This window comes from Pseudomonas sp. CFSAN084952, assembly GCF_009648855.1.
GTDB lineage: Bacteria > Pseudomonadota > Gammaproteobacteria > Pseudomonadales > Pseudomonadaceae > Aquipseudomonas > Aquipseudomonas paracarnis.
In genome coordinates this window covers 3380477-3398012 of sequence record NZ_CP045767.1, presented here as the reverse complement: position 1 = coordinate 3398012, position 17536 = coordinate 3380477, and the positions used below count along the sequence as shown (strand labels likewise).

Here is a 17536-nt window from a genome sequence, read left to right as displayed (position 1 = left end):
GCGCCAGTGTAGCCCGATCAATTGTCATTGGCGCAACCGGTGCCCTGGACTTGGTAATCCAGCACATGTTCGCGGTCTTGGTGGTCCAGGTAGCGCAGTTGCGCCGGCACAACCCCGCATTGGCCGTAGGTGTCGGTGCTCGACAGCACCTTGGCGACATCCAGGTGCACGAAGAAGCCGGTCTTGTCATGGATCACGTTGGCGGCAGGGGCGGCGTCGGCAGCGAATACCGAGCCAGTGACGAGCAAAGCGGCGAAGCCCAGGGCAATCAGTTTCATGGTGGTGTCTCACGTTCCGGGTGGGTAGTGAGCTCACGGTAACCAGGCGACCCCAACAGCCAACCAACAGGATCATGACAAGTTCGTCATTTTTGCCTCGGAACTGACGGGCCAGATCTCGGCGTTTACAAGCGTCAAGGTGATCCGTAGATTGCAGGGGCCCAGCCCATGAGGAAGCCGTGCAGTGTCCAGCCCAACTCCAAACGTATTTACCCGGCGTTACCGCGCCTTTCTGTTCGATATGGACGGGACCCTGCTCAACTCCATTGCGGCTGCGGAGCGCGTGTGGGGCATCTGGGCTGCACGGCATGGCTTGGATGTGGAAGCGTTCCTGCACACCATTCATGGTGCCCGCGCAATTGATACGATCACCCGCCAGGCGTTGCCGGGTGTCGATCCACAGGTAGAAGCCCAATGGATCACCGAGGCTGAGCTGGACGATGTCGAAGGCATCGTGGCAGTTCCCGGCGCGGTGGCGTTTTTGGCCAGCCTGCCCGTCGATCAATGGGCGTTGGTCACCTCTGCGCCAAAAGCGTTGGCCGTGCGCCGGCTGCAAGCGGCGGGCATTCCGGTGCCGGCGGTACTGGTGACAGCCGAAGATGTAAAGACGGGCAAGCCCGATCCGGCCTGTTATGTGCTGGGTGCCCAGCGCCTGGGCGTGCCGGTGCAAGACTGCCTGGTGTTCGAGGACGCCACAGTGGGCATTCAGGCTGGGGAAGCGGCGGGGGCGGATATCATGGTGGTGACCTCGACACACATGGCGCCGATGGTGACTGCCCATGCTTGCATCGAGGAATATAGTGCGTTGAAAGCCGAGCGTGGGGCTGATGGCTTGCTGTCCTTAAGTCCGTTACCGGTCTCGGCCTTCCAGGCAGTCGAGGGAGTCTGATAGCGCCTGCAACCGGCTGTTTTTCATGCCTTGGCGCGACATCACCATTTCCCTGAGTATCTCGGTGGCGAGCTGGTTGATGGCCTCTGTACCGTGATAGTGCGCACGCACGATGCCGGTAATCGCGAAGTGATCGGTCTCTGGGCCGCTGAGCACGGCTGACAGGGTGCCGTCGGCATGCAGCGTGCACTCAACCCTGTAGCTCGGCAGGCGTTCTGCCAAGGCTTTTTCGATTTGGGATTTGTTGAGGGTGTCCATCTGCTTTTGCACCTTTGATTAGCTGCGCAACGCAAGCCCAATGATAGGTGGTGGTGCGGCGGTGTAAATACCGGCGATCCGATAACCGCTAAACGCCCTCAGCGTGCGGCTTTTTCATGGGCGCGATGAGCGGCGCGCTGACACAGCTTGCGCAAGATCACCTTCTGGATGGGCTTGAGGCAGAACACAAGCAGGTAGCCACAGAGTAGAAGCGCCAGATCCACCCAGGAATGGGTGTCGGGATCGGCCCCTTCAACTTCCATTCTCAGGCCACACCCGAGTGCCACGAAGGTCAGCCCTATCAACAGGGCAATCATCCAGGATCTGGAAACAAGGGATTGCGACGCGGCTGGCCTCATCGACGTGTTCCTGAAATGCACTCGGATGGCAGGATAAAGTGTCAGAAATTGGGCTGCCAATAGCGCGACAAGTTCCGGATACCCTGACAGTTTCATCTTGCAGCGAAGGGAAAGCTCAAGGCGCGCTGGTCACGCGGGGAAACGCGAGCAGGCCAATTGGGTTTTCGCCAGCCGTTACAGTGAACGAAAAGGCTGGCTACTGGAGGCGTTTCAAGGCGTCTGGTTTTTGTCGGGTGCAGTCAGGCCGGCCTGGATACGCTGGTAAATCTCCTCGCGATGCACGGCAACATCCTTAGGGGCGTTGATGCCGATTCGTACTTGCTGGCCGCTAACGCCCAGGATGGTGATCGTAATGTCATCACCGATGTTTATGCTTTCACCGACTTTGCGGGTGAGTATAAGCATGGACTTCTCCTTGAATTACTTTTAAGGACACATGTTTCAGACAGGGTAGGTGTCGGATGTGTGTAGCTTACTGCGAAGCGCTTCCCTGTGACTGCCTCTTTCTAGGACGCATAGAGGCGACATTAATTCCCATGGCGGTATCATACAGGTCGCGATACATGATTCGCATTGTTTAAGCCAACGTTTATGACGGCCAGAATAGACAGTGAATGGTAAAGTTGCCTCTTTGATCCTCAAAGGAGCAGGGCAGTGCGTAAAGTAGCGATGGCAATTGTGGTGTTGGCGTTGGCCGGATGCGGTGAAGGTAAGTCGGTCGATGCCCCCAAGGCCAAGCCTGCCGTGACCGAAAGCCTGCCGCAAACCGGTGCGATTGCCGCTCAGGAGTGGGATATACGGGTCGGCCCGCCGGACCACAAGCTGCAGGCGATCACCGACCTGACCGCCTGGTTGCTGGAACACGGCTTCAATTTCTATATCGTCAAAGTCGACGGCAAGGATGAGGTGCTATTGGGGCCGTTCGCGACCAAAGCCGAGGCCGAAGCCAAGCAGGCGCTGCTAAACGAAAAAATGGCACGGGCCAAGAAAAACGACACCGTGTCGGAGATCATCGAACACAAGGCTGCGCAGTAGCAGCAGGCCAAGTGGGCGGGCAGCCCCGCCCACGTTCAGCCGCAGGCCTTCAGGTTGACCGGGCCGACGAACTCATTGCCGCGCCCCATCACGCAAGCCACGGTCTGGTTGCGCTGGCGCTCCCAGATTTGCACCGGATAGGTCTTGTTCCAGGCTTCATACAATTGCCGGTCCTGCTTCGACAGGCGTAGGCCGTATTGCTTGCTCATATAAAAATACGTACGTGCGATCATTCCGCGAATGGACGGGCGCGGCATGACTTTCTTTGCCTTGAAGTCCACCTGGGTCAGGCATGAGCCATACTGCCCGCTTTGCACCGGTAGCCAGCCAAAGCTGAAGTTGTTACGGTCGCCATTCACTTCGCCGATGCTCGGCACCAGGTTGTGCAGGTCTGCCTCGGCGCGCTTGAACACCTCATCATGGCGCGTGCAGTTTTTTCGCCCGCCATTTTGCCAGCATTGGCGCAGATGCCCGATTTGCCAGGCCGGTACGATGTGTTCCCACTCAATGCGCGCGGCGCGGTTGGCGTTTTTGCGGGGGATGTAACCGCAGGCTTTCAGGTTGACCCGGTTACCGGTGTATTTGCAGCCGCAATAAAATTCGGTGGATTGCGGCGCGTAAAGCTTCCAGGCGATTTTCTTGGCTTCGCTGAAGGTTCGAGGGGCTTGGGCGTTGGCGGTGACGGTTAAAAACAGACAGCACACAGCAATAAAACGGGCACTCATTGAATCAATCTTCCTTCGGCACAACCCAGAAAATCTGCACGCCGCCGTCATCTCGATAGGCGAGGGTGACGTTGTCGTTTTCCGAAATCTCTTCCAGTAAACGTTGCCAATCGGTCTCCGGTTCATCGGGTAAACGGAAGATCAACGCTGCCTTGGCTTTTTGGGCGTTGGTCGAATTGATGATTTTTTGCACGCGGATAGCCAGGCGCTGGTAGGCGTCAGGCGATGCAGGGGCTGCGGAAGAGGGCTTTGCCACAGAACATTCCTTAATTGGCTGTACGCACATACAGTATTTAACTGTAGGCAATTTCGCAACTGCTTAAATTTCAAGAAGTTCGTCTGACAGCGAATCAGGAAGTTTGTTGAGGTGCGGGGGGAGAGGGGTTGAATATGGCGAGGAAGCAAGCTCCCTCGCCACAAAAGCATCTACAGGTGAATCAGCAGGGATCAGTATTCCCAGAAGATCCGTTGCAGTTCCTTGCTGTCCTGGGTCTTGGTCAGTGCGACCATGGCCAGGATGCGGGCTTTCTGCGGGTTCAGGTCAAGGGCGGCGACCCAGTCGTATTTGTCGTCTGGCTGTTCGGCGTTACGCAGAACCATGCCACCGGCGTTGACGTGGGAAGAACGAATGATCTGCACGCCTTGCTTGCGCAATTCCACCAATGCTGGAACGACCTTGGACGATACCGAGCCATTGCCGGTACCGGCGTGAATGATCGCTTTGGCGCCCGCTTGGGCCAATGCTTTGTAAGCGGTGTCGCTCACGTTGCCGTAGCCGTAGGCAATTTCAACGTCAGGCAGGCTTTTGATGGTCTTGATGTCGAACTCAGAATCCATGGTGTGACGCTTGGCCGGCAGGCGGAACCAGTAGGATTTGCCTTCAACGACCATGCCCATTGGCCCCCATGGGCTCTTGAAGGCTTCGGTTTTGATGTTGATCATCTTGCTGACGTCGCGACCCGATTGGATCTCGTCGTTCATGGTCACCAGCACGCCTTTGCCGCGGGCTTCCTTGCTGCCTGCGACCGCAACGGCGTTGTACAGGTTGAGCATGCCGTCTGCCGACATCGCGGTGCCTGGGCGCATGGAGCCGACGACCACGATAGGCTTGTCGGTTTTTTCCACAAGGTTCAGGAAGTAGGCGGTTTCTTCAAGGGTGTCGGTGCCGTGGGTGATCACGATGCCATCCACGTCCTTGCTGTCGGCCAATTCGGCGACACGGCGACCCAATTGCAGCAGGTTTTCGTTATTGATGCTTTCCGACGCAATTTGCATTACTTGTTCGCCGCGAACATTGGCGATCTGGCTAAGCTCAGGAACGCCGGCGATCAGTTGTTCGATGCCGACTTTGGCTGCCTGGTAGGTGGCGCTGTTGGCCGCGCTGGCGCCGGCGCCAGCGATGGTGCCGCCGGTGGCGAGGATGACCACGTTGGACAGTTTGGTCTTGCTTTCAACTTCCTTTGCCTGGGCGGCAACGGGGAACAGCAGCAGAAGGGCCAGGGCGCCCGGAATAACGTTCTTCAATGCAGATTTCATTATTTTTCTCTCTGGTTTTTGATGAGTGCTGTAGCAGGTTCATCTAGAACACCCGGGCGGTTCTGAACGCCGCGAGGTGCTGAGAAAGAGCAGGATTTGTACCAGGCTGAGTATGTTAGTTTTTTTAAATTAACTTATTGATTTAAAACAACTTAAAGCAAGATTTCGGTTTGGTGGGGGTCGGTGCTGTCCGGCTTTCCGAACGAGAAGGGCTGTGGTGTTCGGTTGTCCGAAAAGCGTTCACCATTTGTCCGGGCACCCTGCATGATCATTCGCCCCCCAGGCTGTCGTTTCAGCGAAGGTCAGAGAGGGCGAGCTTGCTTAAACGTATCAGCGGCCGATAGCTGAAGGGAGGGCCTGGAGGGCGTCCGTGAAAGCCTTGCTGTTACCGTTGACAAATCTCGACAAGGTTCTCATAGTTTGCTCAACGCAAACGTTTGCGAGATGTTTCACTGCGCCCTTGGCACATCGTGACAGCTCGTATCAGCCGCCCAGGTGGGAGGGCTGCCGAAGGGGTCTTCGGTGCAAGCGTTGCTCACAATAATCATAAGATCGGAGTGAACCCATGAAGCTGCCATTTGCTGGACGTCTTCTTGCTGTTGCTGTGCTTGCTGCCGCATCCGCCGCTTTGCCTCTCTCTTCTGCATTTGCCGATGACGCTGCCAAAACGCCTACCGTGGGTTTGGTGATGAAGTCCCTTGCCAATGAGTTTTTCGTCACCATGACCGACGGTGCGAAGGACTACCAGAAAGCGCACCCAACAGAATTCAAGTTGATCTCCAACGGCATCAAGAACGAAACCGATACCAGCGCGCAGATCGCCATTGTCAACGAAATGATCAACGCCAAGGTCGATGCGCTTGTCATCGCTCCCGCCGACTCCAAGGCACTCGCCAGTGTGCTGAAGAAAGCTTCCGATGCCGGTATCAAAGTCGTCAACATCGACAACCGCCTGGACCCGGAAGTACTCAAAAGCAAAAACCTCAATATCCCGTTCGTAGGCCCGGATAACCGCAAAGGCTCCAAGCTGGTGGGCGACTACCTGGCCAAGCAACTGGCCGCCGGTGACAAGGTCGGCATCATCGAGGGCGTACCCACTACCACTAATGCCCAGCAGCGCACCGCAGGCTTCAAGGATGCGATGGACGCGGCAGGCATGAAGATTGTTTCCACCCAATCCGGGAACTGGGAAATCGACCAAGGCAACAAGATCGCGGCAGCGATGCTGAGCGAAACACCGGATATCAAGGCGCTGTTGGCCGGTAACGACAACATGGCGCTGGGCGCTGTTTCCGCCGTGCGTGCGGCAGGCAAGGCCGGCAAGGTGCTGGTTGTGGGTTATGACAACATTGACGCGATCAAACCAATGCTCAAGGACGGTCGTGTGTTGGCCACCGCTGACCAGGCCGCTGCCCAGCAAGCCGTGTTTGGTATCCAGAACGCGCTGAAGCTGGTCAAGGGTGAGAAAGTCGATGCCAAAGATGGCGTGATCGAAACCCCGGTCGAGCTCGTCATCAAGCAGTAATCCTGGCAGTACCCAACAGCGCCTGCTCGTCCTGAGCGGGCGCCTGGAGATTTTCCTATGTCATCTTCCGCCCCGAACGCTGTCCTCTCGGTCAGCGGTATCGGTAAGACCTATGCCCAACCGGTTCTGTCCGACATCACCCTGACGCTCAATCGCGGGGAAGTGTTGGCGCTGACCGGTGAGAACGGCGCAGGCAAAAGCACCTTGTCGAAGATCATCGGTGGCTTGGTCACGCCCACTACCGGGCACATGCAATTCAATGGTCAGGATTACCGCCCCGCCAGCCGCACCCAGGCCGAAGCCTTGGGCGTGCGCATGGTCATGCAGGAACTCAACCTGCTGCCGACGCTGACCGTGGCTGAGAACCTATTCCTGGATAACCTGCCGAGCCGCTGTGGCTGGATCAGCCGCAAACAACTGCGCAAAGCCGCGATCGAAGCCATGGCCCAAGTCGGCCTGGACGCGATCGACCCGGACACGCTGGTGGGCAGCCTGGGCATCGGTCACCAGCAAATGGTCGAGATCGCCCGTAACCTGATCGGCGACTGCCATGTACTGATCCTCGACGAGCCCACGGCGATGCTTACTGCTCGTGAAGTCGAGATGCTGTTCGAACAAATCACGCGCCTGCAGGCTCGAGGCGTGGCGATCATTTATATTTCGCACCGGCTCGAAGAGTTGGCCCGTGTCGCCCAGCGCATTGCGGTATTGCGCGACGGCAAGCTGGTCTGCGTCGAGCCGATGGCCAATTACAACAGTGAGCAGTTGGTGACCTTGATGGTCGGTCGCGAACTGGGTGAACACATCGATTTGGGCCCGCGCACCATCGGAGGCCCGGCCTTGACGGTGAAGGGCCTGACCCGTTCGGACAAGGTCCGCGATGTGTCCTTTGAAGTGCGCGCCGGTGAAATCTATGGCATTTCCGGCCTGATCGGCGCCGGCCGCACCGAGTTGCTGCGCCTGATCTTCGGCGCCGATCCGGCCGACAGCGGCACCGTGGCCTTGGGTTCGCCGGCCAAGGTGGTGAGCATTGGCTCGCCGGTGGACGCGGTCGGTCATGGTATTGCCTTGATCACCGAAGACCGCAAGGGTGAGGGCCTGCTGCTGACCCAATCCATCAGCGCCAACATCGCCCTGGGCAACATGCCGGAAATTTCCGGCGGTGGCGTCGTCAACAGTCGCAACGAAACCGCTCTGGCCAAGCGCCAGATCGACGCCATGCGTATCCGCAGTTCCAGCCCGACGCAACTGGTGTCCGAGCTGTCGGGTGGTAACCAGCAGAAGGTGGTGATTGGCCGCTGGCTGGAGCGCGATTGCGCGGTGATGCTGTTCGATGAGCCCACCCGTGGTATCGACGTCGGTGCCAAGTTCGACATCTACGCTTTGCTCGGTGAATTGACCCGTCAGGGCAAAGCGCTGGTAGTGGTGTCCAGTGACCTGCGTGAGCTGATGCTGATCTGTGACCGCATCGGTGTGTTGTCCGCCGGGCGGCTGATCGAGACCTTCGAGCGTGACAGCTGGACCCAGGACGAATTGCTCGCCGCCGCCTTCGCCGGCTATCAGAAACGTGATGCGCTGCTCAACGAAGCCGCGCCTAGGAATACCCCATGAAAACAAGCACTTCCCCCGGTAAAACTGGCGGCAACTTCTATGGCCTGGGTACTTACCTGGGGCTGGCAGGTGCCTTGCTGGCGATGATTGCGCTGTTCTCGGTGCTCAGCGATCACTTCCTGTCCTATGACACCTTCAGCACCCTGGCCAACCAGATTCCTGACCTGATGGTGCTCGCGGTGGGCATGACCTTCATCCTGATCATTGGCGGCATCGACCTGTCCGTGGGCTCGGTGTTGGCATTGGCGGCCTCGGCGGTCAGCGTGGCGATCCTGGGCTGGGGCTGGAGCGTGTTGCCCGCCGCCCTGTTGGGCATGGGCTGCGCGGCGTTGGCCGGCACCATCACCGGTTCCATCACGGTGGCCTGGCGCATTCCCTCATTTATCGTATCCCTCGGCGTGCTGGAGATGGCCCGCGGCGTGGCATACCAGATGACGGGCTCGCGCACCGCTTATATCGGTGACTCGTTTGCCTGGCTGTCCAACCCGATTGCTTTTGGTATTTCCCCGTCGTTCATCATCGCCTTGCTGGTGATCATCGCGGCCCAGTTGGTGCTGACCCGTACTGTGTTCGGGCGTTACCTGATCGGCATCGGTACCAACGAAGAAGCGGTGCGCCTGGCGGGTATTAACCCCAAGCCATACAAGATTCTGGTGTTCAGCCTGATGGGCCTGTTGGCCGGTGTGGCGGCGCTGTTCCAGATTTCGCGCCTGGAAGCGGCGGACCCGAATGCCGGTTCGGGCCTGGAGCTGCAAGTGATCGCCGCCGTGGTGATCGGCGGCACCAGCCTGATGGGCGGGCGTGGCTCGGTCATCAGTACGTTCTTCGGGGTGTTGATTATTTCGGTCTTGGCCGCCGGGCTGGCACAGATCGGTGCGACGGAACCGACTAAACGCATCATTACTGGTGCCGTGATCGTGATTGCCGTGGTCCTCGACACTTACCGCAGCCAGCGCGCCAGTCGGCGGGGCTGAACCATGGCAACGATCAAGGATGTGGCAGCGCTTGCAGGTATTTCCTACACCACCGTGTCCCATGTGGTGAACAAGACGCGCCCAGTCAGCGAGCCGGTACGCATCAAGGTCGAGGCGGCGATCAAGCAGTTGGACTACGTGCCCAGTGCCGTCGCACGCTCGCTCAAGGCCAAGACCACGGCCACCATCGGCCTGCTGGTGCCCAATAGCCTCAACCCGTATTTTGCCGAACTGGCTCGGGGTATCGAGGATTACTGCGAGCGTAATGGTTATTGCGTGATCCTCTGCAACTCGGATGACGACGCAGAGAAACAGCGCAGTTATTTGCGCGTGTTACTGGAAAAGCGCGTCGATGGCTTGATCGTGACATCCGTGGGCGGCGATGACAGTGGCCTTGCCGCGGGCTTGAGTGCAGTGCGCACGCCCATGGTGATTGTCGACCGGGCGCTGGATGGGATTGATGTGGACCTGGTGCGCATCGATCACGAAGAGGGCGCTTACCTGGCGACCCGGCACTTGCTTGAACTGGGGCACCGGGACATCGCCTGTATCGGCGGCCCTGCGCATACCCGCGTGGCGCAGATGCGCCTGGCGGGTTACCAGCGTGCATTGCGCGAGGCGGGCATCGAGGTGTTGGCCAGTCGTACCCTGGAAAGCGATTTCACCAGCACGGGCGGGTATGCCGCAGCCGTAGAGTTATTATCGCAACACCCGCCCAGCGCGATTTTCGCCAGCAACGATATGATTGGTTTTGGCGTGCTGCGCGCCGCCGCCGAGCGCAATGTGCGGGTGCCGGGCGAGCTGTCGGTCATCGGTTTCGATGACATCCAGATGGGGCGCTACGTCTACCCCGCGCTGACGACGGTCGGCCAGTCGATCCTGCAATTGGGCGAGACTGCGGCCGAATTGTTACTGCAACGAATAGCAACACCCCAACTGCCGATCGATCAACGTATCGTGACGCCCAGTATTGTTTTGCGTGAGTCGACTGCGCCATTGGCTGATGTGTTCGCCCAATACCGCTGAACCGAATTGATGAGTACTGATGTATGCCAGCAAAAGTAGTGGTAATAGGCAGCTTGAACATGGACCTGGTCACTCGCGCCAGTCGCTTGCCGCGTGCCGGTGAAACCCTGATCGGCCAGACGTTCTCCACTGTGCCCGGCGGCAAGGGCGCCAACCAGGCCGTCGCCTCGGCACGCCTGGGGGCGAGTGTCGCCATGGTGGGATGCATCGGTACCGACGCCTATGGCAGCCAATTGCGCGATGCGCTGTTGGTGGAAGGGATCGATTGCCAGGCCGTCAGCACGGTGGACGGCTCCAGCGGTGTGGCATTGATCGTGGTCGATGACAGCAGCCAGAACGCCATTGTCATTGTGGCCGGCAGCAACGGTGAGCTGACGCCTGCGTCGCTGCGAACGTGCGACGCTGTGCTGCAGGCGGCAGACGTGATCATCTGCCAGCTTGAGGTGCCGATGGAGACTGTTGGGTATGCGCTCCAGCGGGGGCGCGAACTGGGCAAGACGGTCATTCTCAACCCGGCCCCGGCAAGCGGGCCGTTGCCCGCTGATTGGTATGCCTCGATCGATTATCTGATCCCCAATGAAAGCGAGGCCAGCGCTCTGAGTGGCGTGACGGTCGACTCCCTCGACAGCGCCAAGGTCGCCGCGACCGCGCTGATCCAGGCGGGCGCCGGTAAGGTCATCATCACCCTGGGCGCCCAGGGCGCGCTGTTTGCCGACGGCCAGAGCTTTGAGCACCTGGTGGCGCCGAAGGTCAAGGCGGTGGATACCACCGCTGCTGGCGATACCTTTGTCGGTGGCTTTGCCGCCGCGCTGGCCGCGGGCCAGAGCGAAGCCCGGGCGATCCGTTTTGGCCAGGTGGCGGCGGCATTGTCAGTGACCCGCGCCGGCGCTCAGCCTTCCATTCCTACGCTGCACGACGTACAAGGTTTTGGGCCCGCATGAAAAAGACACCTTTGCTGAATATCGCCCTGTCGCGCGTGATCGCGTCCCTGGGTCACGGCGACATCCTGGTCATCGGCGATGCCGGCCTGCCGGTGCCTCCCGGCGTCGAACTGATCGACCTGGCACTGACTCAGGGCATCCCTGACTTCATCAGCACCTTGCGCATCGTGCTTAGCGAAATGCAGGTGGAAAGCCATGTGCTGGCAGAAGAGATCCTGCTGAAGCAACCGCCCGCGCTGACCGCGCTAAATGCGCTCACAGAGCAGGCTGCACTGGGTGAGCGCCGCCTGCTCAGCCATGACCAATTCAAGCAATTGAGCCGCAATGCCCGCGCCGTGGTGCGCACTGGCGAATGCCAGCCGTACTGCAATATCGCGCTGGTGTCCGGCGTAACGTTCTAGCGTCCCCCCAATGACAAGGAGTGCTTTATGCAACGTGGTCTACCTACCCTGAAAAACCTGTTCCGGAGTGTTCTGCTTTTGTCCGCGCTCACTGCTGCAAGCGCCCAAGCGGCGGAAAAAATCGACCTGATCATCGATACCGACCCGGGTGCCGATGACGTGGTGGCCTTGCTGTTCGCCATGGCCTCGCCGCAGGAGTTGAGCATTCGTGCGCTGACCACCGTCGCCGGCAATGTGCGCCTGGACAAGACCTCCCGCAACGCACGCCTGGCGCGCGAGTGGGCAGGGCGCGAGGACATCCCGGTGTACGCCGGTGCGCCAGCGCCGCTGCTGCGCAAACCGATCTACGCCGAGAATATTCATGGCAAGGAAGGCATCTCGGGCGTCACGGTGCATGAACCGAAAAAAGGTCTGGCCGAAGGCAATGCGGTCGACTATCTGATCAACACCCTGAGCAGCGCCAAGCCGCACAGCATCACCATCGCCATGCTCGGCCCGCAGACCAACCTGGCACTGGCACTGACTCAAGCGCCCGAAATCACCCAGGGCATCAAGGAAGTGGTCGTGATGGGCGGCGCCCACTTCAATGGCGGCAATATCACCCCAGTGGCTGAGTTCAACCTGTTCGCCGATCCGGTGGCGGCGGAGATCGTGCTCAAAAGCGGTGTGAAGTTGACCTACCTGCCGTTGGACGTGACCCATAAAGTCCTCACCAGCGACGCCCGCCTGAAGAAGATTGCGGACCTGAACAACAACGCGAGCAAGGTCGTCAGCAGTATTCTGAATGAGTACGTCAAAGGCGATATGGAGCACTACGGCATTCCGGGTGGCCCGGTCCATGACGCTACCGTGGTGGCGTACCTGCTCAAGCCTTCGCTGTTCAGCGGTCGTGAGGCCAATATGGTAGTCGACAGCCGCGAAGGCCCGACCTTCGGCCAGACCATCGTCGATTGGTACGATGGGCTCAAGCAGCCAAAGAATGTGTTCTGGGTTGAGAATGGCGACGCCCAGGGCTTCTTCGATCTGTTGACCGAGCGCCTGGCGCGTCTGAAGTAAGTTAGCGGGGCGGCACTCGTCGCCCGGTTCTAATCGCGCTCTTGGGCGCCCCTGTAGTCGGCCGGGTATTTCTCGAATATCTGGCCGATGAACGCTTGCGCCGCCTGGGTGCCCAGTTCCTTGACCAACAGATCGATACCAATGATCGCCAGTTCTTCCGGGCTTCCGGGGCTGTAGGAACTTTGCCCTTGGGGCCACTTGGCTTTGATGTCGGCTTGAAGCGTTACGGTGGTCATGGAAATCTCACGGGCTGAAAATGCGGGGTAGTGCACTGGAACGCCGTTCCAGAGGGGCGCAGTCAAGCATTTTGTACGGCATTTGGCACTGCTACTTAGGCATGAAGCAGCGGCTGTGCGACACTGTCGGCCTGTTAAATGGCCGGGAAACACCGCGTGCAAATCGATTTGAGCAACCCCGACAACCTGACGCTGGAGGCCGTGCGCCAACTGCTTGGCAGCGCCAGTGACGACGAACATACCCAGCTGCGGGTGAGCAAGGCAGGCGTTGCCTACATTTCTTCCGGCGTAGTCGGGGGGGCTGATATCGGTGGCCTGCTGTTTCGCCTGGAGACCTGGGCCAAGGGTTCCGGTTATGTCGGCCTCGTGGCGGCCAGTGATGAAGTGTGGGTCATGCAGATTTTTAACGCGCTGAAGCAGAATTGGCCTACAGCGACGTCAGACTATATCGACATCTACTAAGTGCGTTCATATCTAGTCACGATTGACAGGGCGCTTGCCAGCAGTGAGTCAGGCAGACTTGCCCACAAGCGGTTAACGTCTTGAAACCAATCGCTTTGACTGATGTCGCACGATCTCTCTCCACTTTTTATCATAGGAGGCTTCATGCCTTGGAAGCTCGCATCATTCGGTACTTTGTTGGCTGCGCTCGCGTTGGCAGGTTGCAGCACCCCGGGTGCCTCTGAGCCAGGCAAAGCTGCCACTGCGACCGATGCCGGTCATAGCCGCTGTGAGTCGAAGGCTGCAGAGTTCGCCATCGGCCAGAAGGCCTCGCCCCAGTTGCTGGAGCAAGCTCGCACACGTGCCGGCGCGCAGAATGCACGCATTCTCAAGCCCAATGACATGATCACGCTGGAATATCGCTCCGACCGCTTGAACCTGAACACCGACAACAATCTGGTGATCAACCGGGTTAACTGCGGCTGATACGGCTTTTGCATTACCCATAAAAAACCCCGTCACATGGACGGGGTTTTTTTAGCTCGGCGGAGAATTACTCGCCGCGAACCTGTGCAGCTTGCATACCCTTTTGGCCTTTCTCAGCCACGAAGGAAACGGTTTGGCCTTCTTTCAGGCTTTTGAAACCGTCGCTTTCGATAGCTTTGAAGTGTACGAACAAGTCGTCACCGCCACCTGTAGGAGTGATGAAGCCGAAGCCTTTTTCATCGTTGAACCATTTAACGGTGCCGGTTTGGCGATTAGACATGGTGTATCTCCAAGAAACATATATTTTCAGTAGTGCTGTGCTGCTCAGGCCAACTGGGCACACTGGGCTATCATAGTCGAAATGTTCGGCTTGGGAGCCCCCCCAAGGCACTGTTTGCTAATCAATCGCTTTGCGTTTGATTCATCATTCGGCTGAAAGCCCCGATTTACGGGGCTTTGCGACGAAATATCAGCTGTTAAAAAAAGCCGTAAAACCTGCATAATTTGTGTGAAATGGCAGTTTTCAGGCTGTTTTTCCAGCGAAATGGCCGTCGAATCGTCAGCCAATCTTACTTTTTCTTCACCACTTTGCAGGACGAAATAGCCGCGACCGCTTTGTTTTTAAGCTCCGGGCTGGCGTTCTGGTTGGTCATCAATTCCTTGATCTCGGCAGTGCTCAATTCGGCATTGATCTTGTCAGCGCCGCATTCGCAGTGGGCCTTGGCGGTCTTGACGTCCACGTTCTGGCTGGCGGCGGCACTGCAGTCGTTGACGAAGGCGTCACGGGCGCCGGCTGGCCAGTTGGAAGGCGCTGCAGCCTGCGCGCCGAGGGAAAGGAGGCTCAGGGTAGCGGCGACAGCGAGGGTAGAGGTAAAACGCATCATGGGATGCTCCTTTGGGTCGAGGACGAACGGCGATTCTCAGTGGCTTTGAGGCCCTGCGTACAGCTCAAGTTCACTTTCGCAGCTATAAAGCCATGAATTGCTCTTTACCCAACGCTTGGCCGACGCGATGACCGTTCATCTGTGCTAGCATCCTTGCCTGGCTATTTCCGGGCGCGCCATTTGCCGCCTTGCCAGGTCCTTTTTGTTCACTCCAGTCACTCTGGTTCGATTATCGGTTGGCCGAAAGGCTCCTGCCGCTGTAAGGCAGGCGTTCTTCATTGAACGGCCTGGTGTTGGATCTTGTACTGGCTCATCCCAACCCACGTGACCTTTGGTAGGGGTCACCACTAGGAGAGGAGGCGCCATGCCAACTATTACTCTTCCCGACGGCAGTCAACGTTCATTCGATCATCCGGTTTCCGTAGCCGAGGTCGCCGCATCCATTGGTGCTGGCCTGGCCAAGGCCACCGTGGCCGGCAAGGTCGACGGCAAGCTGGTTGACGCCAGCGACCTGATCACCAGCGACGCCAGCCTGCAAATCATCACGCCCAAGGACCAAGAGGGGCTGGAGATCATTCGCCACTCTTGCGCGCACTTGATTGGCCATGCGGTCAAGCAACTGTATCCAACCGCCAAGATGGTGATCGGCCCGGTCATTGAAGAAGGCTTCTATTACGACATCGCCTATGAGCGTCCTTTTACTCCGGACGACCTGGCGGCCATCGAGCAGCGCATGCACGCGCTGATCGAAAAAGATTACGACGTCATCAAGAAAGTTACCCCCCGTGCCGAAGTGATCGACGTGTTTACCGCGCGTGGCGAAGACTACAAGCTGCGCCTGGTGGAAGACATGCCGGACGAGCAGGCCATGGGCCTGTACTACCACGAAGAATACGTCGACATGTGCCGTGGCCCGCACGTGCCGAACACGCGCTTTCTCAAGTCGTTCAAGCTGACCAAGCTGTCCGGTGCCTACTGGCGCGGCGATGCAAAGAACGAGCAACTGCAACGGATCTACGGCACTGCCTGGGCTGACAAGAAACAGCTGGCCGCCTACATCCAGCGCATCGAAGAAGCCGAAAAGCGCGACCACCGCAAGATCGGCAAGCGCCTGAACCTGTTCCACCTTCAGGAAGAAGCGCCGGGCATGGTGTTCTGGCACCCGAATGGCTGGACCCTGTACCAGGTGCTTGAGCAGTACATGCGCAAGGTGCAGCGCGAAAACGGTTACCTGGAGATCAAGACCCCACAGGTGGTCGATCGCAGCCTGTGGGAGAAATCCGGGCACTGGGCCAACTACGCCGACAACATGTTCACCACCCAGTCGGAAAACCGCGACTACGCCATCAAGCCGATGAACTGCCCGTGCCACGTGCAGGTCTTCAATCAGGGCCTGAAGAGCTACCGCGAGTTGCCGATGCGCCTGGCCGAATTCGGTGCCTGCCACCGTAACGAGCCATCGGGTGCGCTGCACGGCATCATGCGCGTGCGTGGCTTCACCCAGGACGACGCCCACATCTTCTGCACCGAAGAGCAGATGCAGGCCGAGTCCGCAGCGTTCATCAAGCTGACCATGGACGTTTATCGCGATTTCGGCTTTACCGAAGTCGAGATGAAGCTGTCCACTCGTCCGGAAAAGCGCGTCGGTTCCGACGAGCTGTGGGATCGCGCTGAAGCGGCACTGGCCGCTGCGCTCGACAGTGCGGGCCTTGCGTACGATCTGCAGCCGGGTGAGGGCGCCTTCTACGGTCCGAAGATCGAGTTCTCGCTCAAAGATTGCCTTGGCCGTGTCTGGCAGTGTGGTACCCTGCAGCTCGATTTTAACCTGCCGATCCGTCTGGGAGCCGAATACGTCTCCGAAGACAACAGCCGTAAACACCCGGTTATGCTGCACCGGGCGATCCTCGGTTCGTTCGAGCGGTTCGTCGGTATCCTGATCGAGCACTACGAGGGCGCGTTCCCTGCGTGGCTGGCTCCGACTCAGGCAGTGATCATGAATATCACTGATAAACAGGCAGATTTTGCCGCTGAAGTTGAAAAAACTCTCAACGAAAGCGGGTTTCGTGCCAAGTCCGACTTGAGAAATGAAAAGATCGGCTTTAAAATCCGCGAGCATACCTTGCTCAAGGTTCCCTATCTCTTGGTTATCGGAGATCGGGAAGTCGAGATGCAGACTGTCGCTGTGCGTACTCGTGAAGGTGCTGACCTGGGCTCGATGCCCGTCGCCCAGTTCGCTGAGTTCCTCGCGCAAGCGGTTTCCCGGCGTGGTCGCCCAGATTCGGAGTAATTATTATTAAGCGTGAAATGAGACAAGATAAACGAGCTGCACCGAAAGCCCCGATCAACGAGAATATCTCGGCACGCGAGGTTCGGTTAATTGGCGCTGATGGCGAGCAGATTGGCATCGTCTCGATTGATGAAGCGCTTCGTATTGCAGAAGAGTCCAAGCTGGACCTGGTGGAAATCTCCGCCGATGCAATCCCACCTGTTTGTCGGGTGATGGACTACGGCAAATCTATCTTCGAAAAGAAGAAGCAGGTTGCCGCAGCGAAGAAGAACCAGAAGCAGATTCAAGTAAAAGAAATCAAGTTTCGTCCAGGGACGGAGGAAGGGGATTACCAGGTAAAACTGCGCAACCTGGTACGTTTCCTGAGTGATGGGGACAGGGCCAAGGTATCCTTGCGATTCCGCGGCCGTGAGATGGCCCACCAGGAGCTGGGGATGGAACTCCTCAAGCGGGTTGAAGCTGACCTGCTCGAGTACGGTTCGGTCGAACAGCATCCTAAGATGGAAGGACGCCAGCTTATTATGGTCATCGCCCCGAAAAAGAAGAAGTAATCAACAGGGCACGGCAGGCCTTCTGATTATGTTTATC

At 58.4% G+C, this 17536-nt stretch carries 23 protein-coding genes; 13 read left to right on the top strand and 10 right to left on the bottom strand.

The features are described 5' to 3' along the window. Positions 1–17: 17 nt before the first annotated feature. Positions 18–278 (bottom strand): DUF2790 domain-containing protein, encoded by a 261-nt coding sequence (locus tag GH769_RS15295; protein ID WP_014719138.1) that lies wholly within the window; start codon positions 276–278, stop codon positions 18–20. Positions 279–462: 184 nt separating this feature from the next. Here GH769_RS15295 and GH769_RS15290 point away from each other — a divergent pair, with 184 nt between their 5' ends. Continuing rightward, positions 463–1167, top strand: a complete 705-nt coding sequence (locus GH769_RS15290) for an HAD family hydrolase (protein ID WP_014719137.1) — start codon at positions 463–465, stop codon at positions 1165–1167. Here the strand turns inward: GH769_RS15290 and GH769_RS15285 are convergent. The 3 genes from GH769_RS15285 to csrA form a co-directional block, all read right to left on the bottom strand. Continuing rightward, entirely contained in the window at positions 1129–1425 is a 297-nt protein-coding gene (locus GH769_RS15285; RefSeq protein ID WP_014719136.1) for a hypothetical protein, read from the bottom strand. The two genes, GH769_RS15290 and GH769_RS15285, sit on opposite strands and share 39 nt — an antisense overlap. A gap of 98 nt (positions 1426–1523) precedes the next feature. After that, positions 1524–1784: a hypothetical protein gene (locus GH769_RS15280; RefSeq protein WP_014719135.1), complete on the bottom strand. Its 261-nt coding sequence runs from the start codon at positions 1782–1784 to the stop codon at positions 1524–1526. Positions 1785–1994: 210 nt separating this feature from the next. Continuing rightward, the gene (gene csrA / locus GH769_RS15275) at positions 1995–2189 is read right to left on the bottom strand and encodes a carbon storage regulator CsrA (protein ID WP_003192511.1); all 195 of its coding nucleotides are present in this window, start codon (positions 2187–2189) and stop codon (positions 1995–1997) included. 264 nt (positions 2190–2453) lie between these two features. Between csrA and GH769_RS15270 the strand changes: the two genes are divergently transcribed. Next, positions 2454–2819 (top strand): SPOR domain-containing protein, encoded by a 366-nt coding sequence (locus GH769_RS15270; protein WP_019820896.1) that lies wholly within the window; start codon positions 2454–2456, stop codon positions 2817–2819. Between the two features lie 35 nt (positions 2820–2854). On the opposite strand, the gene GH769_RS15265 is transcribed toward GH769_RS15270, so the two are convergent. From GH769_RS15265 to GH769_RS15255, 3 genes are all read right to left on the bottom strand, one after another. Continuing rightward, the gene (locus tag GH769_RS15265; protein ID WP_019820898.1) at positions 2855–3544 is read right to left on the bottom strand and encodes an endonuclease; all 690 of its coding nucleotides are present in this window, start codon (positions 3542–3544) and stop codon (positions 2855–2857) included. 4 nt (positions 3545–3548) lie between these two features. Then, a complete protein-coding gene (locus GH769_RS15260) occupies positions 3549–3800 on the bottom strand; it encodes a DUF1654 domain-containing protein (RefSeq protein ID WP_014719132.1) in 252 nt (83 codons plus the stop codon). Positions 3801–3991: 191 nt separating this feature from the next. Continuing rightward, positions 3992–5080 carry an asparaginase gene (locus GH769_RS15255; RefSeq protein ID WP_019820900.1) on the bottom strand — a complete coding sequence of 363 codons (1089 nt, stop codon included), beginning with the start codon at positions 5078–5080 and terminating at the stop codon, positions 3992–3994. A gap of 565 nt (positions 5081–5645) precedes the next feature. Here GH769_RS15255 and GH769_RS15250 point away from each other — a divergent pair. Genes GH769_RS15250 through GH769_RS15220 form a run of 7 tightly spaced genes read left to right on the top strand, consistent with a single transcriptional unit; the run spans position 5646 to position 12614 of the window. Then, entirely contained in the window at positions 5646–6605 is a 960-nt protein-coding gene (locus GH769_RS15250) for a sugar ABC transporter substrate-binding protein (RefSeq protein WP_014719130.1), read from the top strand. 57 nt (positions 6606–6662) lie between these two features. Next, positions 6663–8216: a sugar ABC transporter ATP-binding protein gene (locus GH769_RS15245; protein WP_032903934.1), complete on the top strand. Its 1554-nt coding sequence runs from the start codon at positions 6663–6665 to the stop codon at positions 8214–8216. Continuing rightward, entirely contained in the window at positions 8213–9190 is a 978-nt protein-coding gene (locus tag GH769_RS15240) for an ABC transporter permease (protein WP_032903933.1), read from the top strand. The genes GH769_RS15245 and GH769_RS15240 overlap by 4 nt, the downstream gene beginning before the upstream one ends. Before the next feature lie 3 nt (positions 9191–9193). Further along, entirely contained in the window at positions 9194–10216 is a 1023-nt protein-coding gene (locus tag GH769_RS15235) for a LacI family DNA-binding transcriptional regulator (protein ID WP_153649857.1), read from the top strand. Positions 10217–10239: 23 nt separating this feature from the next. Then, entirely contained in the window at positions 10240–11157 is a 918-nt protein-coding gene (gene rbsK, locus GH769_RS15230; RefSeq protein WP_032903931.1) for a ribokinase, read from the top strand. Beyond that, entirely contained in the window at positions 11154–11558 is a 405-nt protein-coding gene (rbsD, locus tag GH769_RS15225; RefSeq protein WP_019820905.1) for a D-ribose pyranase, read from the top strand. Before rbsK ends, rbsD begins: the two co-directional genes overlap by 4 nt. Positions 11559–11585: 27 nt before the next feature. Next, positions 11586–12614, top strand: coding sequence for a nucleoside hydrolase (locus tag GH769_RS15220; RefSeq protein ID WP_019820906.1), 1029 nt, complete (start codon positions 11586–11588; stop codon positions 12612–12614). A gap of 29 nt (positions 12615–12643) precedes the next feature. Here GH769_RS15220 and GH769_RS15215 read toward each other — a convergent pair whose 3' ends face one another. Then, positions 12644–12850, bottom strand: coding sequence for a hypothetical protein (locus GH769_RS15215; protein WP_014719124.1), 207 nt, complete (start codon positions 12848–12850; stop codon positions 12644–12646). 156 nt (positions 12851–13006) lie between these two features. On the opposite strand from GH769_RS15215, the gene GH769_RS15210 reads away from it, so the two are divergent. Both GH769_RS15210 and GH769_RS15205 read left to right on the top strand, forming a co-directional pair. Continuing rightward, positions 13007–13312 carry a hypothetical protein gene (locus GH769_RS15210; RefSeq protein ID WP_014719123.1) on the top strand — a complete coding sequence of 102 codons (306 nt, stop codon included), beginning with the start codon at positions 13007–13009 and terminating at the stop codon, positions 13310–13312. Between the two features lie 144 nt (positions 13313–13456). Beyond that, positions 13457–13777, top strand: coding sequence for an I78 family peptidase inhibitor (locus GH769_RS15205; RefSeq protein WP_003192494.1), 321 nt, complete (start codon positions 13457–13459; stop codon positions 13775–13777). Between the two features lie 67 nt (positions 13778–13844). On the opposite strand, the gene GH769_RS15200 is transcribed toward GH769_RS15205, so the two are convergent. Beyond that, entirely contained in the window at positions 13845–14057 is a 213-nt protein-coding gene (locus GH769_RS15200; RefSeq protein ID WP_003192493.1) for a cold-shock protein, read from the bottom strand. 289 nt (positions 14058–14346) lie between these two features. After that, the gene (locus GH769_RS15195) at positions 14347–14661 is read right to left on the bottom strand and encodes a hypothetical protein (protein WP_019820908.1); all 315 of its coding nucleotides are present in this window, start codon (positions 14659–14661) and stop codon (positions 14347–14349) included. A 364-nt stretch (positions 14662–15025) separates the two neighbouring features. Between GH769_RS15195 and thrS the strand changes: the two genes are divergently transcribed. Both thrS and infC read left to right on the top strand, forming a co-directional pair. Then, the gene (thrS, locus tag GH769_RS15190) at positions 15026–16948 is read left to right on the top strand and encodes a threonine--tRNA ligase (protein ID WP_003192490.1); all 1923 of its coding nucleotides are present in this window, start codon (positions 15026–15028) and stop codon (positions 16946–16948) included. Then, a complete protein-coding gene (gene infC / locus GH769_RS15185; RefSeq protein WP_015884933.1) occupies positions 16948–17499 on the top strand; it encodes a translation initiation factor IF-3 in 552 nt (183 codons plus the stop codon). Before thrS ends, infC begins: the two co-directional genes overlap by 1 nt. The last annotated feature ends 37 nt before the right edge of the window (positions 17500–17536 follow it).